Raw genomic sequence first — 25,791 nt, forward strand, 5'->3', positions numbered from 1 at the left:
GGGTACAGGTCACGTTCCCTGCCATTTGGCGGATCGATGCAGGTAAGATGCGCGATCCCGGGGCTCACTTCTAACCCCCCGCCGCACACTTCAAGGAAAGAACATGCGCCAACAGGATGGCCGAAGCGCCTCACTTTTTCGTACCTTCGGGTTCATTCTGGCCTGCCTGGCGATAAGTGCCTGCTCGCCGAGCGACCACTCGTCATCGGCCAGTCTAGCCGGTGAACAAGGGCGTGGCGGGGCCATGCTTGCCTATGAACACGAACTGCAGCTGTTGCTGCCCCAGGCACAAATCGCCCCGCGCCTGCAGGCCACCCGTGAGGCCTGCGAAACCGCGCGTTTCGGCGCCTGCAACGTCTTGCGCATCGAGCAAGGCGCAGGCCGCGCCGACATCACCTTGCGCATCGCACCGGCCGGCGTCGAGCCGTTGGTGGCGATGGCCAGCGAGGGTGGCGAACTGGGTCAGCGGATCACCAGCGCCGAAGACCTGGCCGATGCCGTGGACGACACCCGCCGACGCCAGGAACGACTCAAGGCCCAACAGCAGCGCCTCGATGAGCTGGCGACCCGCAAAGACATCAGCGTCTCCGATCTGATCACCCTGAGCAAAGAGCAGGCCGGGATCGAGAACGATCTGCAAGCCCTGGCGCAGATTGCCGCCGGGCACCAGCGGCGTCTGGACACCAATCGGGTCACATTGTCGTTCCAGCCGACCGGCGCCAGCAGTCGCTCGTCGCACCTGAGCCAGGCATTCAGCAATTTGCTCGACAATCTGGCCGACGGCGCCGCCGATGCGCTGGAAAAAGTCAGCTACGCGCTGCCCTTCCTGATCCTGGCGTTCCCGCTGTTCATGCTGTGGGTCTGGTTGTGGCGCAAGTTTGTTCGGCGTCGGGGCTGAGTCGGGCGTGGGCCACCGGCATTCATTTATTTTTTTGGCCACTGCATCCAAATCGCTTTCCGCCGGGTAGTCCCTGTAGCAGCCCTTGTTGCTGCACAGCGGATGACTCATTAACGGAGAGAATGTCATGAACGCCAGACACCTGATTTGCCTTGCCGCTTTGTTCGCCGCCGTACCTGCGGCTTTTGCCCAGGCCGGTCTGCCCGACAACATCAAGGTTCCGGACGGGCACAAGGTCGCCCTGGAAACCACCGGCGTCGGCGAAATCACCTACGAATGCCGTGACAAGGCCAACATGGCCGGCCAGACCGAATGGGTGTTTGTCGGGCCCAAGGCTGTGCTCAATGATCGCGCTGGCAAGCAAGTCGGCACTTACTTCGGCCCGCCGGCGACCTGGCAAGCGAAGGATGGCTCGAAAGTCACCGGCACCCAACTGGCTGTCGCACCGTCGAGCCCGGGCAATCTGCCCTATCAACTGGTCAAGGCCAATCCGGCCGAGGGCAAAGGTGCGATGAGCGGCGTCAGTTACATCCAGCGCGTGGCCCTCAAAGGGGGCGTCGCCCCGAGCGCCGAGTGCACGGCGGCTAACAAGGGCACGCAGACAGTGGTGAAGTATCAGGCGGATTACATTTTCTGGGCCGCGAGTTAACCGTCAAGACCACCGAAACCTTGTAGGAGCGAGGCTTGCCCGCGAAGGCGTCTAAAAATCCAACAAGGATGTCGTATGACACAACGCCTTCGCGGGCAAGCCTCGCTCCTACAGGGGTGTGGATTGTTTGCTAGATTGCATTCGAACTGCCCCACATAACGGCTGAGATCTGTGTCCTTGCCCGAACCCATTTTCGACTATGAAGCTCACCTCGCCGCCTGTGGCCGGGGCGAACGTCAGGCCCTGCGGGATTTGTACGTGCAGGAGAGTCCGCGGCTGCTCGGCGTGGCCAGGCGCCTGGTGCGCGACACAGCGCTGGCCGAAGACATTGTCCACGATGCGTTTCTCAGGATCTGGGCCGGCGCTGCCGGTTTCGACCCGACGCGGGGGTCGGCACGGGGCTGGATGTTCAGCGTGACCCGGCATCTGGCGCTCAACTTCATCCGTGACAACAGCCGCGAAATCCAGGGCGATATCGACGTGCAGAACGACGCTGAAACCTTCGATGCACAAGTGCACTCCTCACGCATTCACCTGTGCCTGGAGCAGTTGGACCCTGCGCGGCGCAGCTGCATCCTGCACGCCTACGTCGACGGTTATTCTCACGCACAAATCTCACGCAAACTCGGCACCCCACTGGGCACCGTCAAAGCGTGGATCAAAAGGAGCCTGACGGCATTGCGGGAGTGCATGGGATGACGATCAGGCCTGCGGATGAGACCCCGGAGCAACTCGACGAACTGGCCAGCGAGTATGTGTTGGGTACGCTCTCGGACGAACGACGCAGCGCGGTACAGCGACGCCTGCCCGACGATGCCGAACTGCGCACGGCGGTCGACACCTGGGAGCGTCGCTTGTTGGGCCTGACTGACTTCGCCCAACCCGAGACGCCCTCGCACTTTCTGTGGCAACGCATCGAGCGCAGCGTCAACGCCCTGACCCGAGCGCCAACGGTCGAACCGTCATCCTGGTGGAATCGGTTACCGCTGTGGCGCGGGCTCGCCGGTGCGGGGCTGGCGGCCACGTTGCTGCTCGGCATGCTGTTGCTCACGCAAACCACGGTCAAGCCGACCTACCTGGTGGTGCTGGTCGCGCCACAAGACAAATCACCGGGCTGGGTGATTTCGGTCAGCAATCCCAGGGAAATCCAGTTGATTCCGCTGGGGGTCGCGCAGGTTCCGGAAGACAAGGCGCTGGAGTTCTGGACCAAGGCCGAAGGCTGGCAAGGGCCGGTGTCGCTGGGCTTGGTCAAACCGGGGCAAACGCTGTCGGTGCCTGTGGATAAACTGCCGCCGCTGCAACCCGACCAATTGTTCGAACTGACCCTTGAAAACCGCACCGGCTCGCCGATCGGCAAGCCTACAGGGCCGATTCAGTTCATCGGGCGGGCGGTGAAGGTGATCTGAAAGTCACGCGCCAGCCACCCCGTGTAAAAGCGCCGGTCAACTGCCCTTCGCCGAACGACGAATGAAACATCATGCCCACGCACGGGCAGTCACCCGATCCATCATTGCCGTCGATGTTCACCATCACGTCAATGAAGTTCTCATAAAAATTCCGCGGCGTAACATCGGCTCCATACCAAACAACTACACCCCGGAGCACACCATCATGAAACGCCAACTCTTCCTCAGCATCGCTTTCTCGGTTTTTGCAGTTAACGCTTTCGCAGCTTCTTCTGCTCACCCGGTTGTCGCTGAAGGCGGCTCGGATCGTCTGATTGAAAGTCGTGTGGCTGAGGGTGGTTCGGATCGTCTGATCGAGAATCGTGTGGCTGAAGGTGGTTCGGATCGTTTGATCGAGAATCGTGTTGCCGAAGGTGGTTCCGACCGTCTGATCGAAAACCGCGTCGCTGAAGGTGGTTCGGATCGTTTGATCGAAAACCGCGTCGCTGAAGGTGGCTCTGACCGTCTGATCGAAAACCGCGTCGCTGAAGGTGGCTCTGACCGTCTGATCGAAAACCGCGTCGCTGAAGGTGGCTCTGACCGTCTGATCGAAAACCGCGTTGCTGAAGGTGGTTCTGACCGCCTGATCGAAAACCGCGTTGCCGAAGGTGGTTCTGACCGCCTGATCGAAAGCCGCGCAGTGTGAATGAATGGCTTTACCGCAAGCCCCGACAAAAAACCCGGCCTCATCAGCCGGGTTTTTTTACGCCTTTTTGAAACCGGTCACTTCCCTGCCCGCGCCATGCAGCGCTGATAACGTTCATCAACCCGCTTGGCAAACCACGCTGTCGTGAGTTTGCGGGTGATTTTCGGGCTCTGCAGCACGATCCCCGGCAATACCGCACGCGGCAACGAACGGCCTTCGGCTTGTTCGGCCAGCTCGAAGACCTGCTGATACAACCGGGTGTCCTCGAACTCCAGGCTTTTGCCCTCCTCCAGTTGATCCCTGATGGTCGTGTTGCGCATGCCCAGGCGCTTGCCGAGGGTGCGCACGGCCAGTTCCGTGGTGCCGGGCATGATCGAGTCGTAGCGCACCAGATCACCGTCCAGCGCCAGCGGGATGCCCGAAGCACGGCTCACAGCGTTCTGAAACGCGGCATTGCGACTGGCGTACCAACCGGCGTTGAAATCGGCGAAGCGGTACAGCGGCTGTTTGTAGCTCACCGGATAACCGAGCAAATGGGCGATGCCGAAATACATGCCGCCGCGACGGCTGAACACTTCATGCCGGATCGTGCCGTCCACCGGGTAGGGATAATTCCGTGCCTGTTGCTCGGCGAAGTCGATGCTGACCTGCATCGGGCCACCGGTGTGCACCGGGTTGAAGCCGCCGAACAGCGTCCGTCCCATGGGCACCATGCCGATGAAGTCATCGAAGATCGCGCTGAGCTCTTTTTCACTGCGCGCGGCATTCAAGCGGTCGCTGTAGCTCTTGCCGTTGCTTGAACTCACTTGCAACGCCCCGCTCACCAGCAGGCCGGGGATGTGAACCTTCGCGGCACGCCGGTCGATTTCTTCCCTGGCGATCTTGCCCAGGCCCGGCACTGACGGGTCAACCTGAAAGGTCGATTCCTGCTCGGTGACGGCCAGTACGGAACAGAGGTTTTGTGTGGACGGATAGATGTCCTGCGCAGCAAAGGCGGCGTAAATGTCCGTGGCCCAGCCTTGGCGGTCCACGGTTTTGGCCGGCAGCAGGCGCACGATCTCTGCCTTGACTTCGGCGGGGGGGCGGGCCGGGGCTTCCTGGCTGCGCTGCGTCCCGCACCCGGCCAGCACCAACAGCGCCGCGGCGCTCGTGATCAATCGATTGGCTTGCATGCTGCTCCATCAAATCCGTTGGGCCGGGGTCACCATACGATCAATCGCATGACGCAGGCTATGACTGTGCCGACACTTCACTGTTCCGTCTGCCCCCGCTCCCACATTGGAATTCTTTTAGGCGGTTACCTGCAGACCGTCCTAACAAACTGATTGTGCAATGCAACTGGGAAACACTATCATTTGCGCCTGGAGTCGCATTTGCGCAAGGAGTTCCCGCGCCGGTATTTTCTTTTTCACATCGGCGGCGCGCCGCCAGGTACGAAACATGACCACTCCAGCCCGATTCGGCGTGCCTTTTCGCCCGACGCTTCTCGCCCTGCTTTGCTCCCTGTCCGCCACGGCCTATGCCGCCACGCCTGCGACCGATCCCGAAACCGACAGCAAGGCGGTGGTGCTGGACAACGTCAACATCAATGCCCAGGCGCCCTCGCCGTCCGAGTTGCCACCGCCGTATGCCGGGGGTCAGGTGGCGCGCGGTGGTCAGCTCGGCGTGCTGGGTAATCAGGACATCATGGACGTGCCGTTCAGCATGGCGTCCTACACCGAGCAACTGATCCAGGATCAGCAAGCCGAAAACGTCGGCGACGTGCTGCTCAATGATTCGTCGGTCCGCCAGGCCTCCGGGTTTTCCAACCAGGCCCAGACCTTCATGATCCGCGGCCTGCCCCTGAACAGTGATGATATTTCCTACAACGGCCTGTATGGCGTCCTGCCACGGCAGATCATTTCCACCGACGCCCTTGAGCGCGTGGAAGTCTTCAAGGGCCCGAACGCGTTCATCAACGGCGTGACCCCGAGCGGCTCCGGCATCGGCGGTGGCGTCAACCTGCAACCCAAGCGGGCCGGTGATGTGCCGCTGCGTCGTTTCACCACCGATATCAGCAATAACGGCCGGATCGGCGAGCATCTGGACATCGGTCAGCGTTTCGGCGAGGACAACCGCTTCGGTGCGCGCCTCAACCTGTCGCAACGCGAAGGCGATACCGCCATCGACCACGAAAACCAGCGCGACAAACTGTTTGCCATCGGCCTCGACTATCGCGGCGATGCGCTGCGCATTTCCGGCGATTTCGCCTATCAGAAAGAACGCGTTAACGGCGGTCGCAGCTCGGTGAACCTCGGCACGGCCACGCACATCCCGGATGCGCCGTCAGCCGACACCAACTACGCGCAGAAGTGGGGCTTCACTCAGATCGAAGATACTTTCGGCATGCTGCGCGCCGAGTACGACCTGAACGACATCTGGACCGTCTACGCCGCCGGGGGCGTCAAGCACACCCGGGAAGTCGGGAACTACGACGGCACCACCCTCGTCGGCAACGACGGCAGCTCGACCACCAGCGGCTCGTTCATTCCCCATGACGAGGACAACAAGAGCGCCATGGCCGGCCTCAACGGCCGATTCAACACCGGCCCGGTCAGCCACAAACTCAACTTCGGCCTGGCCGGGATCTGGACCGAGCAACGCAGCGCCTTCGACTTCGGCGCCAGCAACCCGAACAACATTTATCATCCGGTCGAAGTCCCTGCGCCACAGACCGGTTTCGTCGGCGGCGATGTCAGCGATCCGGGGATCATCGGCAAGACCTTCGTGCGCAGCGGCGCTGTCTCCGACACCCTGGGCTTCTTCGACGATCGCCTGTTGCTGACCGTCGGTGTTCGTCGCCAACAAGTGGTGACTCAGGGCTACGCCTACTCACCTTGGGGTTCGGGCAGTCGAACCTCCTCCTACGATGAGTCGATCACCACTCCGGTCTACGGCATCGTGTTCAAGCCGTGGGAGCATGTTTCGTTCTACGCCAACCGCATCGAAGGCCTGGCTGCGGGTCCGACGGCGCCGAACACGTCCGGTTCGCGTCTCGTCACCAATGGCGGTGAAGCGTTCGCCCCGGCCCGTTCCAAGCAGGTCGAAGCCGGGGTCAAAGTAGACATGGGCACCTATGGCGCCAGCCTCGGCGTCTACCGCATCGAGCAACCGAGCGATGGCTACACCGAAGTCGTCGACGCCACCACCGCCCGCTTCGTCCGTAAAGGCGAACAGGTCAACAAAGGCGTCGAACTCAACGTCTTCGGCGAACCCGTCAGCGGCCTGCGCCTGATCAGCGGCGTCACCGTGATGGACACCGAACTGAAGAAAACCCAGGGTGGCCTCAACGACGGCAACCACGCCATCGGCGTGCCGACCTTCCAGTTCAATGCCTCGGCCGATTGGGATGTACCCGGTTTGCAGGGTGTAGCGCTGAATGCGCGGATGTTGCGCACCGGCGGTCAATACGCCGACGCGGCGAACAACCTGAGCCTGCCGACCTGGAACCGCTTCGATGCCGGCGCCCGCTACGCCTTCAAGGTTTCGGAAAAAGACGTGACCCTGCGTTTCGGCGTCGAGAACCTGGCCAACAAGAAGTACTGGGAATCGGCCCAGGGCGGTTACCTCACCCAGGGTGAACCACGGGTGGCGAAGCTGTCGGGCACCATCGATTTCTGATCAACCTGCTTCAACGAAAAGGCCCCGCAGCTTCACGGCTGCGGGGCCTTTTCCGTTGGGCAGCCCGTCTGACGCGCCTCCCCGCCTGAACCATACTTGAGCCAAACGCCGGGAGGACGCGCATGAACCGTAGCGACGTACTGATCATCGGCGCCGGCCCCACCGGGCTGGTGCTCGCGCTGTGGCTGAGCAAACTGGGGATCCGCGTGAGGATTCTCGACAAGACGTCGGCCCCCGGCACCACTTCACGGGCGTTGGCCGTGCAGGCGCGCACACTGGAACTGTATCGCCAGCTCGACCTCAGCGACGCCGTGATAAAGGGCGGTCATCGCGTGGCGGCAGCCAACTTCTGGGTCAAGGGCGAACCGGTGGCGCGCTTGCCGCTGAGCCGGGTGGGCGAGGGATTGACGCCCTATGCGTTCCTCGAAATATTCCCTCAGGACGAGCATGAGCGGTTGCTGATCGAACGCCTGGAAGCCTTTGGCATCCGGGTCGAACGCAACACCGAGCTGGAGAGTTTCGAGGAAACCGGCGACGGCATCACCGCGCGTCTGCGCTTGCCGGACGGTCAACAGGAAACCTGTCAGGCCTGTTACCTCGCCGGGTGCGACGGCGCTCGCTCGATCGTGCGCAAAACCCTGGACACCGGTTTTCCCGGCGGGACTTACCAGCAGATTTTCTACGTGGCCGACGTGCAGGCCAGCGGGCCGACGTTCAATGGCGAACTGCATGTGGATCTCGATGAGGCGGACTTTCTCGCGGTGTTTCCATTGGCCGGCGAAGGTCGCGCGCGACTGATCGGAACGGTGCGCGATGAACGCGCCGAGCATGCCGAAACCCTGGAATTTGCAGACGTCAGCAGTCGGGCCATCGAGCATCTGAAGGTGCAGATCGAACAGGTGAACTGGTTCTCGACCTACCGCGTGCATCATCGGGTAGCCGATCACTTTCGCAGCGGCCGCGCGTTTCTATTGGGCGACGCGGCCCACGTCCACAGCCCCGCCGGCGGCCAGGGCATGAACACCGGGATTGGCGATGCCATCAATCTCGCGTGGAAACTCGCGGCCGTGTTGAGCGGCGGTGCCGCGCCGCATTTGCTCGACACCTATGAAACCGAGCGCATCGCGTTTGCCCGCAAACTGGTCGCCACCACCGACCGGGTGTTCAGCTTCGTCACCGCCGAAGGACGCGTGGCCGATTTGCTGCGCACCCGTCTGGCGCCGTTCCTGCTGCCGAAAATGGCCTCGTTCGAGACCTCCCGAGAATTCCTCTTCCGCACGGTGTCGCAGATCACCCTCAATTATCGCGGGATGCCATTGAGCACCGGCGTGGCCGGACACGTGCATGGCGGCGACCGACTGCCGTGGGCGCACGACGGTGAAGGGGATAATTTCGGGCCGCTGAAGTGCCTGGGCTGGCAGGTGCATGTGTACGGCGACACCAGCGACGAAATGATCGCCTGGTGCAACGAACATCACTTGCCGTTGCATGTGTTTGACTGGCGGCCAGCGTTTGAAGCGTCAGGCCTGGGGCGCAACGGGTTTTACCTGCTGCGGCCGGATACCTATGTGGCGATTGCCGAGACGTGCTCGGACCCGAAAGTGATCGAGCGGTATTTCCGGGATCGGGGGATCAGACCGTTTTTTGGCTCTAACTGATTCAACACAGTCCAAATGTGGGAGCGGGCTTGCTCGCGAAGGCGGTGTGTCAGTCAACACTTATATTGACTGACACACCGCCTTCGCGAGCAAGCCCGCTCCCACATTGGGATTTGTATTTTTTTTAGATCCCGGCCAGGGCCAGGTCCATCGCGAAATACGTGAAGATCAGATCCGCCCCCGCCCGCTTGATCGCGCCGAGGCTCTCGCGTACCACGCGGTCCTCATCGATCGCCCCGGCCTGTGCGCCGAACTTGATCATCGCGTACTCGCCGCTCACCTGGTACGCCGACAACGGCAGGCGCGAGACTTCGCGGATGTCGCGGATGATGTCCAGGTACGCGCCGGCCGGCTTGACCATCAGCGCGTCGGCGCCTTCCTGCTCGTCCATCAACGACTCACGCACCGCTTCGCGGCGGTTCATCGGGTTCATCTGATAGCTTTTGCGGTCGCCCTTGAGCGCGCTGCCGCCGGCCTCACGGAACGGACCGTAGAGCGCCGAAGCGAATTTGGTCGAGTAGGCCATGATCGCGGTCTGGGTGAAACCGGCGGCGTCCAGCGCCCGGCGAATCGCCTGGACCTGCCCGTCCATGGCCGCCGACGGCGCAATCACATCGGCACCGGCACGGGCCGCCGCGACGGCTTGCTTGCCGAGGTTGATCAGGGTCTGGTCGTTGTCGACTTCATGGTTGTGCAGCACGCCGCAGTGGCCGTGACTGGTGTACTCACAGAAGCAGGTGTCGGACATCACGATCATGTCCGGCACTGCATCCTTGGCAATGCGCGACATGCGCGAGACCAGGCCGTTGTCGTTCCAGGTATCGCTGCCGCTGCTGTCCAGGTGATGCGACACGCCAAAGGTCATCACCGACTTGATCCCGGCACGGGCATAGCGCTCGATCTCGCCGGCCAGTTTCGATTCCGGAATCCGCATCACACCGGGCATGCTCTTGATCGGTACGAAGTCGTCGATTTCTTCCTCGACGAAAATCGGCAGCACCAGGTCGTTCAGGGTGAATTCGGTTTCCTGGAACAGGCTGCGCAGGCTCGCATTGCGGCGCAGACGGCGTGGACGTGCTTCGGGGAACTGACTGGGCATGGAAGGTTCCTGAAATCGGAAGATGAGACGAAAGTCGCAAGGGGGCGAAAGCTTATGCCCTATGGGCTGCCAGTGACAAACCTCGGCGGAGGAAAATCCCTTACCGCTTAGGCAACAATTCTCCGAATCGAGCAAAAGACCTTGTGGGAGCGGCGGTGCGACGATTCGACTTGCCCGCGATGGCGGTGGGTCAGTCAACATAGATGCTGGATGATCCTGCCTCATCGCGAGCAGGCTCGCTCCCACAGGTTTTTTACAGCGTCAGGGTTCCGGAGATACAGGTCACCACCGCGTCCTACTTGGGAATTTCCAGGCCGCGCATCACCGCCGGCCGTGCGAGGAAACGCTCCAGCACCCGCGTGACGTTCGGGAAATTCTTGATGCCCACCAGATCGCCCGCCTCGTAGAAGCCGATCAGGTTGCGCACCCACGGGAACGTCGCGATGTCGGCGATGGTGTAGCGCTCGCCCATGATCCAGTCGCGCCCTTCCAGACGGCCATCAAGCACTTTTAACAAACGTTTACTTTCCTCGACGTAGCGATCCCGAGGCCGTTTGTCTTCGTAGTCCTTGCCAGCGAATTTGTTGAAAAAACCGAGCTGGCCAAACATGGGCCCGATCCCCCCCATCTGAAACATCAGCCACTGGATCGTCTCGTAACGCGCCGCCGATTCCTGCGCCAGCAATTGCCCGCTCTTGTCCGCGAGGTAGATCAGAATCGCCCCTGACTCGAACAACTGCAGCGGCTTGTCGTCCGGACCGTGGGGGTCGAGGATCGCCGGGATCTTGTTGTTGGGATTGAGCGAAAGAAACTCGGGAGACAACTGGTCGTTGGTATCGAAGCCCACACGATGCGGTTCGTAGGGCAGTCCGATCTCTTCGAGCATGATCGACACCTTGACGCCGTTGGGAGTCGGCAAGGAGTAGAGCTGAATCCACTCAGGGTATTGGGCCGGCCATTTCCGGGTGATGGGGAACGCAGACAGATCGGTCATGGGAAGGATCCACGAAGAGATTGAGAGCCACGATCATAGTGGGAGCAGCCGAAGGGTGCGATGTCTGGGTATCGATATTGATGATTAGCAAGATCAATGCATTGCAGCTTGCTCCGGGACCGCCCCGTGTATCGTGTCCATAAATCCGCAACATCCTGTCGATAACCTCTGCTCCAACCCGTTCAAGGTTGTCGGAAGATGGCTGCGCACTCCGCCGGTATCGAACCAAACGGGCTTCAGTGGACTCTGAGTGTTGCCCTTTCGGAAACGGACCGGCTTTACGACATGGAAAACACCCGACGCTGGGAGCGCGGGGTGTAGAGGTTTGTCAGCCTTAACCGAATGCGCTGAAGACTCCCAAATTCCATGATGAACCTTTTGAAATTCGTCCAACGCTTCAAGCATCGCGCGTATGTCGTGCTGCCTACCTTGCTGGCAATCAGTGCGTTGTTCCTGACGCTTGAAGTCCGTGAAAGCCGCGCCCAGCCGGCTGACGGCACCCAGACGCTGGTCTTCCTGCGCCACGCGGAAAAACCCGCCGGAGGCCTCGGCCAGCTCAATTGCCAGGGCCTGAACCGCGCCATTGATCTGGCCACCCTGCTCCCGGAAAAATTCGGCAAGGCCAATTACGTGTTTGCGGCCAACCCGACGCGCAATGTCGAGGAAGGCGAACTGGACAATTCCTACAGTTACATTCGCCCCCTGATGACCATCAGCCCCAGCGCGATCAAGCTCGGTTTGCCGGTGAACATCAATTTCTCGGCCAACGACACCAGCGACCTGGCCGATGAGCTGCTCCACGACAAGTACCACAACGCGGTGATCTACACCGCCTGGTCCCACGGCTACCTGCCCGAACTGATCAACAAGGTCGCCGGCGAAGCCGTCGGCAAGAAACAGAAGATCACTGAAGACTGGGAATCCAGCGACTACGACTCGCTGTTCGTGCTGACCCTGACGTGGCACAACGGCAAGGCCAGTCTGCAGAGCCACAGCTACAAGCAAGGGCTGGATAACGGTCAGCAAACCTGTCCGACTTGAGATAATGGTTTAAGTTTTGTAGCGTCTGTCAGGGCCCCATCGCGGGCAAGCCCGCTCCCACAGTGATTTGTGGTGGAACGCAGATTTGTGTTCGACGCTGCCTCCTGTGGGAGCGGGCTTGCCCGCGAAGGGGCCGGCAAAAACACCATCACCCTCGCAGACTGCCCCGCTCCCGCAAATAATCAATAACCGCCCCCCGCTCCCCGGCAAACTCGATCCGCGCGCCCTTCTTCTCCCGCTGAAACGCATACATCGGGTCGTAATACTCACGCAGCAACCCTTCGATCCAGCCCCGGTGCAAATCCACCGCGCCGCTGCGCGCCTGCTCCGCCAGGGCATCCTCCATCAGCATCAACATCCGCCGATGACGCTCGCCGCCCAATCGCTTCTGAACATTGTTCAGGCTCGCCAGCAAGCGCTCGGAGAACAGCCCGAAACCTTCTTCGCCATGCACGTCGGTGAACTCGGCACTCAGATCCACCACGTAATCACGCAGGATCCGTTCGACCCGTCCTTCAAGGCTGTCTTCCAGCCAGACCATCGGGAATTGCTGCATGCCCTGATACAGCGGCAACGGCAGCGCGCAACTGCCGATGGCGCGGCTTTCGTCTTCCAGCACAAACTGCTCGATACCGTGACTGCGCTTCTTCAACACGTCCACGGCCAGGCGGTTTTCAAAATCGATGTTGGACGGCTGGCCCGTGGCGCGCTTGCCGAAGCTGGAACCGCGATGGTTGGCATGGCCTTCAAGGTCCAGACCGTTGCGCAGTTGCGTGAGCACTTCGGTCTTGCCGGTGCCGGTCATGCCGCCCAGCAGGACGAAATCACATTGCGCCATCGCCTGATCGATCGTCCCCAACAGGAAGCTGCGCAAGGCCTTGTAGCCGCCACCGACCCGCGGATAATCGATACCCGCCTCGCTCTTCAGCCATTGCTGGACGATCTGCGAGCGCAAGCCACCACGAAAACAATACAAAAGCCCCTCGGGATGAGCCCGGGCAAAATCGGCCCAGGCCTGAATACGCGCGGCCTTGATCTCGCCGGACACCAACTGATACCCCAACGTAATGGCCGCCTGCTGCCCCTGTTGCTTGTAGCAGGTGCCGATCCGTTGCCGCTCGTTGTCGTTCATCAACGGCAGATTGATCACACCGGGGAAGGACCCCTTGATGAATTCGACCGGCGCGCGGGCATCCATCATCGGCCGGTCATTGAGGAAAATGTCGCGGTAATCGGCGAAGTCGATGGACATCAAAACACCTCGACCGCGTTTGTCTGTCGCTCGACCAGTTCACCGATCGGCGCAAGGTTCAGGCCCAGTTCGGCAGCGACGCGGAGGAACTGTTCGTTGCCTTCGGGGGTAACCGACACCAGCAGACCACCACTGGTTTGCGGATCGCAGAGCACGCGTTTGTGCATTTCCTGCAGGCGCCCGAGTTTGCTGGCGTAGCTGTCGAAATTGCGCAGCGTCCCGCCCGGCACGCAACCCTGGTCGAGGTAATACTCGACGCCCGGCAGACGCGGCACGCGGTCGTATTCGATGCGCGCCGTGACGTTGCTGCCGTCGGCCATTTCCACCAGATGCCCGAGCAGGCCGAAACCGGTGACATCGGTCATCGCGGTCACGCCGTCGAGCTTGCCGAAACGGCTGCCGGGTTTGTTCAGGGTGCACATCCAGTCGCGGGCCAGGCCGATGTCGGCATCGCGCAACTTGCCCTTTTTCTCGGCGGTGGTGAGGATGCCGATGCCCAGGGGTTTGGTGAGGTAGAGCAGGCAACCGGCGGTGGCCGTGTCGTTGCGCTTCATGTGGCGCTTTTCCACCAGCCCGGTGACGGCCAGGCCGAAGATCGGCTCCGGCGCATCGATGGAGTGCCCTCCCGCCAACGGGATCCCGGCTTCATCGCACACCGAACGTCCGCCGCGAATCACTTCCCGGGCAATCTCCGGCGCCAGCACATTCACTGGCCAGCCGAGGATCGCGATGGCCATCAACGGATCGCCGCCCATGGCGTAGATGTCGCTGATGGCATTGGTGGCGGCAATGCGGCCGAAATCGAACGGGTCGTCGACGATGGGCATGAAGAAATCGGTGGTCGAGACCACGCCGCGTTCTTCATCGATGGCATACACCGCCGCGTCATCGCGCGAGGCATTGCCGACCCAAAGCTTCGGGTCAAGGTTCTGCGCTCCGCTGCCGGCCAGAATCACTTCCAGCACCTGAGGGGAAATCTTGCAGCCACAGCCTGCGCCGTGGCTGTATTGGGTCAGACGGATCGGCTCGCTCATGGGGGGCATCTCGTGAAGTCAGTGCCGATCAGTCTACAGCGACTGCACAGAATGCGGTGAATCGGGCATGACGCAGAGCTAATGTGGGAGCGGGCTTGCTCGCGAAAGCGGTGTGTCAGACAGCAAAGATGTCGACTGGCACACGGCCTTCGCGAGCAAGCCCGCTCCCACACTGGATCGGGTTATGGCAACAGGATTACCTTGTCGCCACTGCCCTGATTCACCTCGGCATAGCGCTCCAGCCCATCGGCCAACGGCGATTCAAACAACCCTTGCGGCAACGGCAACAGGTCCTGATCGAAGAACCGGCCGAACTGATCGAGCATCGCCGCACACGCCTGCACCCCGTACAGCAACGAGTTGATCCCCACCACCGAACCGCCTTTGCGATACAACGCCAAGGCCGGCAACTGCACCTGACCGTCTACCGGCGCAGCGATGATCGCGATGCGGCCGAACGCGGCCAGCGCGGCGACCGAGGCCGGCAGCCAGAACCCGGTGGTGTCGAAAATCACGTCGGCACCGCCGGCATAGACCGCGTTCACCTGTGCGCTCAGGTCTTCGGGTTTATCCAGTTGCAGTGTCTGATAACCCTGGTCCTGCAAGTCCTTCACCTGCTCGGGTCGCCGCGCCGCCGCCAGCACCTGCGCACCACGAACCTTCGCCAGCGCCAGCGCCGCACTGCCGACCGCCCCGCCGCCGATCACCAGCAACCGCGTTTGCGCCGTCACCAGGCTGCGTTCCAGCGCATCCCACGCCGTCGTGTAAGGCACGCCGAGGCTGGCGGCTTGCGCGAAACTCAAGTGGGTCGGCTTGAGTGCCACGCCGTTGGCCGGCAATTTGACGAATTGCGCGTGGGAGCCGTCGGCGAAAAAACCCAGCTCCCGCCCGGTGCCCCAGACCTCCTGGCCGATCAACGCCTGCGGGCCTTCAACCACCACGCCGGCGAAATCACGACCGGGAATCCGCGGCAACGTGGTGTAGGGAAAACGCCCCAGCACGTTCTTCACATCGCTGGGGTTGAGGCCGGCCGCCTTGATCTGCACCAGCACTTCATCGGCGCCGGGAACGGGGGTCGGCACCTCGACATAGCGCAGGGCCGAGAGGTCGCCGGTTTTATCGAACTGCAATGCTTTCATGGGAGTGTCCATCGAACAGAGGGAAGAGAATTCAGGAGATCCAGCCCGTGACCAGTTGTCGGCCCATCGGCCACAGTTTTTCACCGGCGAGCATGCCCAGCAGGCCCACCAGCGCGATGGCCGGGGGTGCGGGGGAACGAAAATCCAGTGCGCCGTAGAGCAAACCGACGCCCAGACCGATGACCAGCGAGATGAGGTAGCTCATGGCAGACTCCGTGGGCAATTGAGGTATGCCTGAAGTCTAAAGGTGGGCATCGACGAGCATCGGCCAAGTGCTTCTGAATTTCGGCCAAAGCAGCCCTGCAGGAGCGAGCTTGTCTCCGGGCGGCGTTCCGACGATGGACTATGGAACGCCGCGTTCATCCAGGAAACACGCGTTATCGTTAACGTCCATCGTCGGAACGCCGCCCGGAGACAAGTTCGGCTCCTACAGAAAACTGCGACGGCGCGACACCCAGCTCCCGACGAAACATGTCGCTGAAGCTGCTCGGCGAATAGCCCAGCTCCCGGGCAATCGTGCTGACGGCCACGCCCTGAATCAACTCGGCCGCCGCCGTCGCCAGTTGTACTTGCCGTCGCCACTCGGCGAAGCCCATGCCCAGACCGTCCTTGAACAGCCGCGCCAGGGTACGCACGCTGGCGCCGGCGTTTTCGGCGTGTTGTTCGAAGGGAATGTCCAGGGACGGCGCGGCCATGACCGCCTGACACAGGTTCATCAGGCGCCGGTCGGAATCGTCCGGCAAGGGGATTTTCAGCCGCGAGCGCCGGGCACGTTTGAGTTCAAGCAGCGCCAGCCCCACCAGCGCCTCGTAATACTCCGGCGCGCCGTCGTCACCCTGTTCCACCAGACCGATGATCAGCTCGCGCAGCAATCCGCCCACGTCGATCACCTGAACCGTGGCGTCCAGCGTCGCTGCCAACGAGGGCCGCAGGTAGATGTTGCGCATCTGCAGGTCCGAAACCACACGAATGCCGTGAGGCACGCCTGGCGGCAGCCACACCGCCCGTTGCGGCGGCACCACCAGCGCTTCATGGGGCGTTTCGACCCACATCACCCCGCTCATCGCATACAGCAACTGGCCCCAGACATGCTCGTGAGGCTCGATGTACAACCCGCGCGGGTAAGTGCGCGCCAGCGGTTGCACGGGCACATCGGTGTCACTCAGGTCGGGGGGCGCGGCAAGGGCCATGAGCAGCAATCATTGGGGGTTTCAGAAAATGCATGGTAACCAGCCGCACGCCTTGTCGCCACTGGCGCCCGCCGTCTGACAATCCGACTGAATTTTCCGCAGCCCCGACGATCCCTCTATTACCACAGGGAGGAATACGGGCTAAATGAACAACGCAAAACTTTTCGTCATTGAATACACCCTTCATGGCGCCCCCAAGTCTTTCATTATCCGCCTGGACAAGATGGATAACGCGGAGGCCTGGCATTGGGCGAGCTGTGACGCCGGCGTGGGTCGGATCCCGCGCTTTGGCCGGGAGAAGGTGCAAAAGACCAGCAAACCGATGGCGGAGAAATTCGGGGTGGAAAACGTCAAGTGGCGGCCAGCGAACTGACCGAAGGCAGGATCTGGAGGATCGGTGCATGACAGCGACACAACTTACCAGCAAGGCGCACATCGACTACGGCCTCGATACGCTGTTCGGTCGAGTCACCAAAAGCGCCGAGTGTCAGGTTGGCCTCGAACAGGTCGAACATGATCCGACCCGCTTCGCGCTACGCGTGCAGTCACCTTTGCCGCCCGACCTGGAACAGGCGAAAACCATACTGGTGCGGGTGGAGGGACGACGCCTAAATGGCATCATCCGCCATGCCGAGCGGCTGGAAGATCAAAGTCTGAAACTGGAAGTGGAGCCCGAATAGGCTCCACTTTTTTGTGCGCGGCCAATGTCAGCCATGGGCGCATTTACACCCTTTGCTCGCGCATTCTTCACCGTGTTCGTGATGCTTGGCGCAGGCTTCGCAGCAATAGTGCTTGCCGTGGCGAGCGATCGGATGCTCGCCCAGTTTGCACGAGCATTTCGGGCAGTCGCATTTACTTTCACTGTCGATCATAGGTCTGACTCCATGGGTGGTGGTTGTCGGGGGCCGTTGTTTCGCCCCGTCTCACCAGTGTAGGAGCAAAGCTTGCTCGCGAATCAGGCACCGCATGAGTTCAGGTGGACCGCGTTATCGTTCTTCGCGGGCAAGCCTCGCTCCTACAGGGAGTCAAGGGCGGTCAGGCCTGCCGTGTACTGCTGCGATACATGAACACCAGCGCCAACCCGAGCAACACCATCGCCAATACCCGGCTGCCCGACAACTCGATCGCCGGGTTGCCCAGCCACCCGAAGTTATCGATCAGCATCCCCATCCCCAGTTGGCCGACGATCACCGCGACCGTCGCGACCGCCGTGCCGACCCGCGGCACCGCACCCACCATGACCATCATGTACACCACGCCGAACAACGCGCCGCTGAGCTGCCATTTCGGCACATCCAGCAGGCTCACGGCATGGGCCGGTTCGAAAAACAGGATCAGCAACCCGGTGCTCACCGCGCCCACCACGAACGTCAGCAAACTGCTGCGCAGCACACCGACCGTTTCGCCCAGACGCCCGTTGATCGCCGCCTGCACGCTCAACACCGCACCGGCGGCCACGACCACCGCCAACAAAATAATCAGATTCATCATCAACCCCGAGCAATCAGAACAAGTGCCGCGACAATCAGCAGCAAGGCCAGCCAACGTTCACCGTTGACCTTTTTGCGAGTCGAGCCGAACCAGCCGAAGTGGTCGATCAGCACGCTTTTACCGACCTGCCCGGACAGGATCGCGATCATCGTCATCGCAATGCCGATGTGCGGCGTGGCCAGGGTCAGGACCACCACGTACATCGGCCCGAGGAAACCGCCGATCAACTGCCAGCGCGGCAATGCGTTCAAGGCCGGCCCCTGTTGCGGGCCGCTGAATAACAGCAGCAGGAACAGAATCGCCGAGCCCACGCCGAAGATGCTCAGCGTCGCCCACAAGTGCCCGACCTGGACACCGAGGGGACCGAGCAAACCGGCCTCCACGGAAAGGCCCATGCCGGCGAGGATGACCAGGGGCAACAGCAATAGCCGCAGTCCAGGCTTGATCGCCGGCGTTGCAGCGACGTCGATTGAAGAAGATTGCATAAGGAAAACCTACCAGTAATCAGATGAAACACGGACCCGTGTGGGAGCGGGCTTGCTCGCGAATGCGGTATGTCAGTCAACTCAAATGCTGGCTTGAAGAACGCCTTCGCGAGCAAGCCCGCTCCCACAATTATCGGCTGGCGCTGCTTTGCGATAAATGGGAGCATCCTGACAACACTTTTGCGCAACTCGCACAGTAGGATTTGTCATGCACGGTCTCAACGAATTGGGATTCAAGGCGCTTCGGCTGTTTGTCGCGGTGCTCGATCACGGCAGCTTTTCGGAAGTCGCCCGCCGCGAGGGCCTGGCGCCCTCCTCGATTTCCCGGCAGATCCAGTTGATGGAACAGGCCCTGAGCCAGCAATTGCTCTACCGCCACACCCGCGCCGTTACGCCCACCGAGGCCGGGCGAATGCTCGGCCACCATGCGCGCCTGGTGCTGGTGCAACTGGAGGAAGCCGAGCAAGCCTTGCAGGAACAGCAAAGCGAACCCAGCGGCCTGGTGCGGATCAACGCCCCCGTGGTGTTCGGGCAGCGGCACCTGACGCCGTGGCTCGGGCGGTTGTGTGAGCGTTATCCGAAACTGCAACTGGACATCCAGCAGACCGACAGCTACATCGACCCGCTGCAGGAAGGCGCCGACCTGTTGTTCCGCATCGGCCCGCTGCACGACTCGAGCATGCAGGCGCGCATTCTGGCGCCCCACCGCTTTCAGGTCGCGGCAAGCCCGGCCTACCTCGAACGCCATGGCACCCCGCAACATCCCGAGGATCTGGCGGCGCATCAATGCCTGGCCTACAAAGGCGTGACCGGCCAGCAGCGCTGGTTTTTCCGCCAGGGTCAGCAGGACTGGACGCCCTACTCAGTGAAAGGACCGATCACCGGCAACCACGCCGACACCCTCACCCAGGCCGCCGAACAAGGTCTGGGGCTGGTGATGTTTCCGTCATGGCTGATTGGTGAAGCGGTGCGCAACGGCACGCTGGTGCCGGTGCTGGGGGACTATCAGGTGTCCAACAGCCTTGAGCCGCAACAGATCGCCGTGCTCTGGCCCGGCAGCCGACGGTTGTCGGTGAAGGTGCGGACCGTGATTGATTTCTTTGTTGAATGCTTTGGGCCGGTGCCGTATTGGGACAGGCCATGATATCTGACGGCACCACCATCCCCTGTGGGAGCGGGCTTGCCCGCGATGAGGTCCGCATAGCCAACATTCATGTTGAATGTGCCGCCGCCATCGCGGGCAAGCCCGCTCCCACAGGTTTTTTGGGGTGTCAGATACGGAACTGTCCGACCAGGCTGCCCAGTCGCTGACCCAGATCCGCCAGGCTGCGCGACGTCTGGGCGCCGAGTTGGGTTTCATCGGCCACGTTATCCACAGCCACCGCAATCTGATGCACGCTGCGGTTGATCTCTTCGGCCACGGCGGTCTGCTCTTCGGCGGCGCTGGCGATCTGCGCGTTCATCGAGTTGATGGTGGCGATCAGCTGGGCCATGGTGTCGAGGGACGCGCCTGCTTCGTTCGCCTGTGCGGACGTGCCGTCGCCGGCCTCGCTGGAACGACGCATCGCTTCCACCGCCGATTGCGTACCGGCCTGCAGGCGATCGATCATGCCCTGGATTTCCTGGGTGCTGATTTGCGTGCGGCTGGCCAGCGCGCGGACTTCGTCGGCCACCACCGCAAAACCGCGACCGGCCTCACCGGCACGGGCCGCTTCGATCGCAGCGTTGAGCGCCAACAGGTTGGTCTGTTCGGCAATCGAACGGATCACCCCGAGCACACTGACAATCGACGACACGTCCTTTTGCAGGCTGTCGAGGGACACGCCGCTGCTGCGAATATCGTCCACCAACGCATGAATCTTGACGATGCTGCCAGCCACCACACGCTTGGCGGCCTGGCCTTCTTCGTCGGTCTGCTGCGCGGCGACGGCGGCATTCTGCGCACTTTTCGCGACTTCCTGCGCGGCGGCCGACATTTCGTTGATCGCCGTGGCGACCTGATCGGTCTCGTGGCGCTGACGCTCCATCGCCTGATCCGAGCGTTGGGCCTGATCGGACACCTGGTTCACCAGCCCGGTCAGCTGTGAGGTCATTTCGGTGATCTGGCGCACCAGGCCGTGGATCTTGTCGACGAAGCGGTTGAACGAACCGGCGAGCTCGCCGAGCTCATCCTGGCTGGTGATGCTCAGGCGCCGGGTCAGGTCGCCTTCGCCCGCCGCGATGTCATCGAGGTTGGCTTTCATCAGGTTCAGCGGACGCAGGATAGTGTTGGCCAGCACCATACCGGCGGCGGCGATCACCAACAGCACCACCACGGCGATGCCAATGATGCTCAGCAACACGCCTTCCATGCGTTCCTGAACCTTGGCCTCGACCACCGCCACCTGCGCTTCGATACCGTCGAGGTTGACCGAGGTACCGACGGCCATGTCCCACTTCGGCAGGTATTCGGTGTAGCCGAGTTTCGGCACCAGCACCTTGGTATTGCCGGGCAATGGCGAGCTGTATTGCAGGTAATGCGTGCCGTCCTTGGCGACTTTCACCAGGTCGCGGTTGACGTAGACGCCATTCGGATCACGGTTGTCCTTGAAGCTTTGGCCCACGCCTTCGGGGCTGTTGGCCTTGAACAGGCGCACGGTGTTGGAATCGTAGCCGAAGAAGTAGCCTTCCTTGCCGTAGCTGATGCTCGACAGCAATTTGATCACCTGGGCCCGCGCCGCGTCATCGCCCGGAGCCGCTGCGTCGTACAGCGGTTTGATCGCGGTCATGGCCACGGCCACGTAACTTTGCAGAGTGGCCTTGGCATCGCTGAGCAGGCGCTGGCGCGTCTCCTCGACTTCCTTGCGGGCCTGTTCCTGCAGAACGAACAACGTGGTCAAACTGATGACCAGCGCAAAGAGCAACACCGGGAGGACGGCAAGGGACAGGACTTTAGCCTTCAGGCTCATGCGCATGACGGTTCACTCATTTTGATTTTTATTGGCGTGCTTAAAGGCTTTAACGGCACGCCGGATCAAAAGTTGAGCGATCAATGTGGGAGCGGGCTTGCTCGCGAATGCGGTATGTCAGGCAACGGATATGTCGACTGATACACCGCATTCGCGAGCAAGCCCGCTCCCACATTGGATCTCGCTGTTTAGAGGACCATCGCGGCCACCCAGCCGAACGCCAGCAGCGGCAGGTTGTAATGCAGGAAGGTCGGGACCACGGTGTCCCAGATGTGGTGGTGCTGGCCGTCGATGTTCAGGCCGGAGGTCGGGCCCAGCGTCGAGTCCGACGCCGGCGAACCGGCATCGCCCAACGCACCGGCGGTGCCGACGATGCACACGATGGCGATCGGGCTGAAACCCAGCTGCACGCATAACGGCACGAAAATCGCCGCCAGAATCGGCACGGTGGAAAACGATGAGCCGATGCCCATGGTCACCAGCAGGCCGACCAGCAACATCAACAGCGCACCGATGCCTTTGCTGTGACCGATCCACGACGCCGACGCTTCAACCAGGGTCTGCACCTGGCCGGTGGCTTTCATCACTTCGGCAAACCCCGACGCGGCGATCATGATGAAGCCGATCATCGCCATCATCTTCATGCCTTCGGTAAACAGGTCGTCGGTGTCGCGCCACTTGACGATGCCCGATACCGAGAAGATCAAAAAGCCTGCCAGTGCACCGATAATCATCGAGTCCAGCAGCAGCTGAATGATGAACGCCGCGGCAATGGCCACACCCGCGACCATCAGGCTCAGCGGGTTGTACTGCACCGCAACCTGCTCGACCTGTTCGATCTTTTCCAGGTCGTAGACGCGTTTCTTGCGGTAACTGATGAACGCTGCCGCCAGCCCCACGACCATGCCCAGCGCCGGAATACCCATGGCATGGGTGACGTTGATGCCGCTGATGTCCACGCCACTGCGGGCCACGTTGGCCAGGAGGATTTCATTGAGGAAGATGTTGCCGAAACCGACAGGCAGGAACATGTACGGCGTGATCAGGCCGAAGGTCATGACACAAGCGATCAACCGGCGATCCAGCTGCAGTTTGGTCAGCACATACAACAGCGGCGGCACCAGCAACGGAATGAACGCGATATGTATCGGCAGAATATTCTGTGAAGCGATGGCCACCACCCACAGCAAACCGATCAACAGCCACTTGACCGAACCGCCGCCGCTGGCGTGCTGGCGATCGACCATGGCCAGGGCCTTGTCCGCCAGCGCATGGGCCAGGCCGGACTTGGCAATCGCCACCGCAAAGGCGCCGAGCAAGGCATAGGACAACGCCACCGTCGCCCCGCCACCGAGGCCACTGTTGAACGCTTTCAGGGTGGCGTCGATGCCCAGGCCACCGGTCAGGCCACCCACCAGCGCGCCGATAATCAGCGCGATCACAACGTGCACGCGGGACAGGCTGAGGACCAGCATGACGCCGACCGCGGCAATTACAGCATTAATCATCGTTACCTCAAGGCAAGCGAAATGAGCCCGGCCGGCCGTCTGCGAAGAGCGGCCAGCGGATCAGGGAATGGGTTTTATTAGAGGGCGCGCACTGTGCCGCAGAGTGGGGCCGGTGTCAAAGCGGCTGATGCCAACGGATAGGTGTGGTGAGGGGATTTGTCTGTGGCGAGGGGATTTAGCGAAACGTCGCACCGCCCCGTTTGGCTGCTCAGCAGCCACAATCGATTCGTCTGGATAATTGCAGGGGGCCGCTTCGCGACCCAACGGGGATAAATCCCCTCGCCACAGGTAAGCCTCCTCATCACAGATAAATCCCCTCTCCAGATGTAAACATCTCTTGCCACAAAAGCCTTGGTGGTCCGCATAAAGAAAGCAGATTCGCAGCCGTTACAGTGCAAAGTCTCAGATATTTATCGAATAAGGACGTCTCCATGTCGCTCAGACAACTTTCCATCCAATGGAAAATCACCCTGCTGACCGGGCTTTGCCTGGCGGGTATCGTGACCTTGCTGGTAGGTCTTTCGTTGTATCGCATGGAACACAGTTCCGAGCTGGTGAAAGCCTCGAGCATGGAGATGCTCACCGAAGCCGCCCAGGCCCGGATCGAGTCCCAGGGCGAAAACCAGGCGCTGGTGATTCGCCAGCAGTTCATGGACGCCTATCAATATGGCCACGGTTTTTCGCGTCAGGTGTTGTTCCTGCGTGATCAGGCCGAAAAGCGCTTTCTCGATGCCTTCGACCTGCGCGAAGACCTGACCCGTCAGGTCAAGTCGGCGCTGCAAGCCAACCCGGAGTTGCTTGGACTGTCCCTGGTGTTCGAGCCCAATGCGCTGGATGGCAAGGACGAACTGTTCGCCGGTCAGGCGGAACTGGGCAGTAACGACAAGGGGCGTTTCGCGCTGTACTGGTCGCAGCCGACGCCCGGCAAGGTGACGTCGATGGCGCTGCCGGAAACCGACATGGCCGACACCAGCACCGGCCCCAGCGGCGAGCCTGCCAACGCCTGGTTCACGTGCCCGCGCACTTCGCTCAAACCTTGCGTGATCGAACCCTACTTCTATGTGATCGACGGCCAGAACGTGCTGATGACCAGCATCGTGTTCCCGCTGATGGTCAACGGCAAAGTCATCGCTTCGCTGTCGGTGGACATCAACCTCAACAGCCTGCAAACGGTCAGTCAGGGCGCGAGCAAAAAGCTCTATGACGGCCAGACCCACGTCAGCATCATCAGCCCGGTCGGTTTGCTCGCCGGCTACAGCCCGGACGCCAGCAAACTCAGCCAGCGCCTGGATGCAGTGGATAAAACCAACGGCGCCGAACTGATCCGCCTGCTCGCCAACAGCAGCAAAACCGCAAGCCTGCACAGCAACCAGCAGTTGAAAGTGCTGTCGCCGTTCCAGCCGATCCCCGGTGGCAAGTCGTGGGGCGTGTTGCTCGACGTGCCGGAAAAAGTCCTGGTCGGCCCGGCCGAAGCGCTGAAGAAACAACTCGATGACAGCAACACCGCTGGCACATTGGTCGAGCTCGGCCTCGGCGTACTGGCAGCGTTGATCGGCCTGTTGCTGGTGTGGCTGATGGCACGCAGCGTGACCAGGCCGATCCTCGGCGTGGCGCACATGCTCGAAGACATCGCCAGCGGTGAAGGCGACCTGACCCGGCGTCTGGCTTATGACAAAAAGGATGAACTGGGCCAGTTGGCTGGCTGGTTCAACCGTTTCCTCGACAAGCTGCAACCGATCATCGCCGAAGTGAAACGCTCGGTGCAGGACGCTCGCAGCACGGCGGACCAGTCTTCGGCCATCGCCACGCAAACCAGCGCCGGCATGGAGCAGCAATATCGCCAGGTCGATCAGGTGGCCACCGCCTCCCACGAAATGAGCGCCACTGCCCAGGATGTCGCCCGTAGCGCCGCGCAAGCGGCACAGGCGGCAAAGGATGCGGACCAGGCCACTCGCCGCGGATTGACGGTGATCGACCAGACCACCCACAGCATCGACAACCTCGCCGCCGACATGAGCGCGGCCATGGTGCAGGTCGAAGGCCTGGCGGCGAACAGCGAGAAGATCGGCTCGGTGCTGGAAGTGATTCGCGCTATCGCCGAACAGACCAACCTGTTGGCCCTCAACGCCGCCATCGAAGCCGCCCGTGCCGGTGAAGCCGGTCGTGGTTTTGCCGTGGTGGCCGACGAAGTGCGCAACCTGGCGCGACGCACCCAGGAGTCTGTCGAGGAAACCCGTCTGGTGATCGAGGAGTTGCAGAACGGCACCCAGGATGTGGTGGGGTCGATGAACAACAGCCATCGCCAGGCCCAGGGCAGTGTCGAGCAGGTCAGCCAGGCGGTCACGGCGTTGCGGCAGATTGGCGACGCGGTCACGGTGATCAGCGACATGAACCTGCAGATTGCCAGTGCGGCGGAAGAACAAAGCGCGGTGGCGGAAGAGATCAACAACAACGTGGCGACGATTCGGGACGTGACCGAGTCGTTGTCAGGGCAGGCGAATGAGTCGGCACGGGTGAGCCAGTCGCTCAATAGCCTGGCGAATCAGCAGCAGAGTTTGATGGATCAGTTCCGCGTTTAACGCCAATCCAGCATTCACTGGAAATCCAATGTGGGAGCGAGTTGTGGCGAGGGGATTTAGTTGGCTTCAGATCGG

Annotated in this window: 24 protein-coding genes and 3 pseudogenes; 13 read left to right on the forward strand and 14 right to left on the reverse strand. The window is 61.5% G+C overall.

Annotated features, from left to right (window positions below; all coding sequences use genetic code 11):
* Window positions 1–103 precede the first annotated feature (103 nt).
* The 5 genes from J2Y86_RS08590 to J2Y86_RS08610 all read left to right on the forward strand — a co-directional run bounded on the left by J2Y86_RS08590 (window position 104) and on the right by J2Y86_RS08610 (window position 3,638).
* On the forward strand, window positions 104–898 hold the full coding sequence (locus tag J2Y86_RS08590) for a DUF4349 domain-containing protein (protein ID WP_253429689.1): 795 nt from the start codon (window positions 104–106) through the stop codon (window positions 896–898).
* A 127-nt stretch (window positions 899–1,025) separates the two neighbouring features.
* Complete coding sequence (locus J2Y86_RS08595) at window positions 1,026–1,547, forward strand: DUF3455 domain-containing protein (RefSeq protein WP_253429692.1); 522 nt, start codon at window positions 1,026–1,028, stop codon at window positions 1,545–1,547.
* Between the two features lie 171 nt (window positions 1,548–1,718).
* A complete protein-coding gene (locus tag J2Y86_RS08600) occupies window positions 1,719–2,246 on the forward strand; it encodes a sigma-70 family RNA polymerase sigma factor (RefSeq protein WP_253429695.1) in 528 nt (175 codons plus the stop codon).
* On the forward strand, window positions 2,243–2,953 hold the full coding sequence (locus J2Y86_RS08605) for an anti-sigma factor (protein ID WP_253429698.1): 711 nt from the start codon (window positions 2,243–2,245) through the stop codon (window positions 2,951–2,953). Before J2Y86_RS08600 ends, J2Y86_RS08605 begins: the two co-directional genes overlap by 4 nt.
* Window positions 2,954–3,158: 205 nt before the next feature.
* On the forward strand, window positions 3,159–3,638 hold the full coding sequence (locus J2Y86_RS08610) for a phage infection protein (protein WP_090473931.1): 480 nt from the start codon (window positions 3,159–3,161) through the stop codon (window positions 3,636–3,638).
* Between the two features lie 77 nt (window positions 3,639–3,715).
* On the opposite strand, the gene J2Y86_RS08615 is transcribed toward J2Y86_RS08610, so the two are convergent.
* Window positions 3,716–4,810 (reverse strand): DUF1615 domain-containing protein, encoded by a 1,095-nt coding sequence (locus J2Y86_RS08615; RefSeq protein ID WP_253429701.1) that lies wholly within the window; start codon window positions 4,808–4,810, stop codon window positions 3,716–3,718.
* Between the two features lie 268 nt (window positions 4,811–5,078).
* On the opposite strand from J2Y86_RS08615, the gene J2Y86_RS08620 reads away from it, so the two are divergent.
* Together J2Y86_RS08620 and J2Y86_RS08625 are read left to right on the forward strand one after the other, a co-directional pair.
* Complete coding sequence (locus tag J2Y86_RS08620; protein WP_253429704.1) at window positions 5,079–7,298, forward strand: TonB-dependent receptor; 2,220 nt, start codon at window positions 5,079–5,081, stop codon at window positions 7,296–7,298.
* Between the two features lie 122 nt (window positions 7,299–7,420).
* Window positions 7,421–8,956: an FAD-dependent oxidoreductase gene (locus tag J2Y86_RS08625; RefSeq protein ID WP_253429707.1), complete on the forward strand. Its 1,536-nt coding sequence runs from the start codon at window positions 7,421–7,423 to the stop codon at window positions 8,954–8,956.
* A 124-nt stretch (window positions 8,957–9,080) separates the two neighbouring features.
* Here the strand turns inward: J2Y86_RS08625 and hemB are convergent, their stop codons facing one another.
* Window positions 9,081–10,055: a porphobilinogen synthase gene (gene hemB / locus J2Y86_RS08630; protein WP_253429711.1), complete on the reverse strand. Its 975-nt coding sequence runs from the start codon at window positions 10,053–10,055 to the stop codon at window positions 9,081–9,083.
* 295 nt (window positions 10,056–10,350) lie between these two features.
* Window positions 10,351–11,049 carry a glutathione binding-like protein gene (locus tag J2Y86_RS08635; protein WP_253429714.1) on the reverse strand — a complete coding sequence of 233 codons (699 nt, stop codon included), beginning with the start codon at window positions 11,047–11,049 and terminating at the stop codon, window positions 10,351–10,353.
* A 366-nt stretch (window positions 11,050–11,415) separates the two neighbouring features.
* Between J2Y86_RS08635 and J2Y86_RS08640 the strand changes: the two genes are divergently transcribed.
* Window positions 11,416–12,090, forward strand: a complete 675-nt coding sequence (locus tag J2Y86_RS08640; RefSeq protein WP_253429717.1) for a histidine phosphatase family protein — start codon at window positions 11,416–11,418, stop codon at window positions 12,088–12,090.
* Window positions 12,091–12,238: 148 nt separating this feature from the next.
* Here J2Y86_RS08640 and mnmH read toward each other — a convergent pair whose 3' ends face one another.
* The 5 genes from mnmH to J2Y86_RS08670 form a co-directional block, all read right to left on the reverse strand.
* Entirely contained in the window at window positions 12,239–13,342 is a 1,104-nt protein-coding gene (gene mnmH, locus J2Y86_RS08645; protein WP_253429720.1) for a tRNA 2-selenouridine(34) synthase MnmH, read from the reverse strand.
* A complete protein-coding gene (gene selD, locus J2Y86_RS08650) occupies window positions 13,342–14,376 on the reverse strand; it encodes a selenide, water dikinase SelD (protein ID WP_253429723.1) in 1,035 nt (344 codons plus the stop codon). Before selD ends, mnmH begins: the two co-directional genes overlap by 1 nt.
* Window positions 14,377–14,558: 182 nt before the next feature.
* Window positions 14,559–15,515, reverse strand: coding sequence for a quinone oxidoreductase family protein (locus J2Y86_RS08660; protein ID WP_253429727.1), 957 nt, complete (start codon window positions 15,513–15,515; stop codon window positions 14,559–14,561).
* A 31-nt stretch (window positions 15,516–15,546) separates the two neighbouring features.
* Window positions 15,547–15,720: a DUF1427 family protein gene (locus J2Y86_RS08665; RefSeq protein ID WP_008035179.1), complete on the reverse strand. Its 174-nt coding sequence runs from the start codon at window positions 15,718–15,720 to the stop codon at window positions 15,547–15,549.
* A gap of 178 nt (window positions 15,721–15,898) precedes the next feature.
* Window positions 15,899–16,705, reverse strand: coding sequence for an AraC family transcriptional regulator (locus J2Y86_RS08670; RefSeq protein WP_253429730.1), 807 nt, complete (start codon window positions 16,703–16,705; stop codon window positions 15,899–15,901).
* Between the two features lie 145 nt (window positions 16,706–16,850).
* Between J2Y86_RS08670 and J2Y86_RS08675 the strand changes: the two genes are divergently transcribed.
* Together J2Y86_RS08675 and J2Y86_RS08680 are read left to right on the forward strand one after the other, a co-directional pair.
* Window positions 16,851–17,078, forward strand: coding sequence for a DUF6555 family protein (locus J2Y86_RS08675; RefSeq protein ID WP_008152143.1), 228 nt, complete (start codon window positions 16,851–16,853; stop codon window positions 17,076–17,078).
* 28 nt (window positions 17,079–17,106) lie between these two features.
* A complete protein-coding gene (locus tag J2Y86_RS08680; protein WP_253429733.1) occupies window positions 17,107–17,385 on the forward strand; it encodes a hypothetical protein in 279 nt (92 codons plus the stop codon).
* Between the two features lie 27 nt (window positions 17,386–17,412).
* Here J2Y86_RS08680 and J2Y86_RS08685 read toward each other — a convergent pair whose 3' ends face one another.
* From J2Y86_RS08685 to J2Y86_RS08695, 3 genes are all read right to left on the reverse strand, one after another.
* Window positions 17,413–17,577, reverse strand: a complete 165-nt coding sequence (locus tag J2Y86_RS08685; RefSeq protein ID WP_253429736.1) for a metallothionein — start codon at window positions 17,575–17,577, stop codon at window positions 17,413–17,415.
* A 163-nt stretch (window positions 17,578–17,740) separates the two neighbouring features.
* The gene (locus J2Y86_RS08690) at window positions 17,741–18,196 is read right to left on the reverse strand and encodes a DMT family transporter (RefSeq protein WP_017339713.1); all 456 of its coding nucleotides are present in this window, start codon (window positions 18,194–18,196) and stop codon (window positions 17,741–17,743) included.
* Complete coding sequence (locus tag J2Y86_RS08695) at window positions 18,196–18,681, reverse strand: DMT family transporter (protein WP_253429739.1); 486 nt, start codon at window positions 18,679–18,681, stop codon at window positions 18,196–18,198. The genes J2Y86_RS08690 and J2Y86_RS08695 overlap by 1 nt, the downstream gene beginning before the upstream one ends.
* Before the next feature lie 208 nt (window positions 18,682–18,889).
* On the opposite strand from J2Y86_RS08695, the gene J2Y86_RS08700 reads away from it, so the two are divergent.
* On the forward strand, window positions 18,890–19,825 hold the full coding sequence (locus J2Y86_RS08700) for a LysR family transcriptional regulator (protein WP_253429742.1): 936 nt from the start codon (window positions 18,890–18,892) through the stop codon (window positions 19,823–19,825).
* A gap of 127 nt (window positions 19,826–19,952) precedes the next feature.
* On the opposite strand, the gene J2Y86_RS30375 is transcribed toward J2Y86_RS08700, so the two are convergent.
* From J2Y86_RS30375 to J2Y86_RS08710, 3 genes and pseudogenes are all read right to left on the reverse strand, one after another.
* A complete protein-coding gene (locus tag J2Y86_RS30375) occupies window positions 19,953–20,774 on the reverse strand; it encodes a methyl-accepting chemotaxis protein (RefSeq protein ID WP_392894011.1) in 822 nt (273 codons plus the stop codon).
* A 36-nt stretch (window positions 20,775–20,810) separates the two neighbouring features.
* Window positions 20,811–21,635: pseudogene (locus J2Y86_RS30380) on the reverse strand (cache domain-containing protein); the annotation flags it as partial.
* A gap of 182 nt (window positions 21,636–21,817) precedes the next feature.
* Window positions 21,818–23,134, reverse strand: a complete 1,317-nt coding sequence (locus tag J2Y86_RS08710) for a Na+/H+ antiporter family protein (RefSeq protein WP_253440174.1) — start codon at window positions 23,132–23,134, stop codon at window positions 21,818–21,820.
* 653 nt (window positions 23,135–23,787) lie between these two features.
* On the opposite strand from J2Y86_RS08710, the pseudogene J2Y86_RS30385 reads away from it, so the two are divergent.
* Together J2Y86_RS30385 and J2Y86_RS30390 are read left to right on the forward strand one after the other, a co-directional pair.
* Window positions 23,788–24,858: pseudogene (locus tag J2Y86_RS30385) on the forward strand (HAMP domain-containing protein); the annotation flags it as partial.
* 264 nt (window positions 24,859–25,122) lie between these two features.
* A pseudogene (locus J2Y86_RS30390) lies at window positions 25,123–25,716 on the forward strand (methyl-accepting chemotaxis protein); the annotation flags it as partial.
* Window positions 25,717–25,791 lie beyond the last annotated feature (75 nt).

The sequence above is a fragment of the Pseudomonas migulae genome (assembly GCF_024169315.1).
Taxonomy (GTDB): Bacteria; Pseudomonadota; Gammaproteobacteria; order Pseudomonadales; family Pseudomonadaceae; genus Aquipseudomonas; species Aquipseudomonas migulae_B.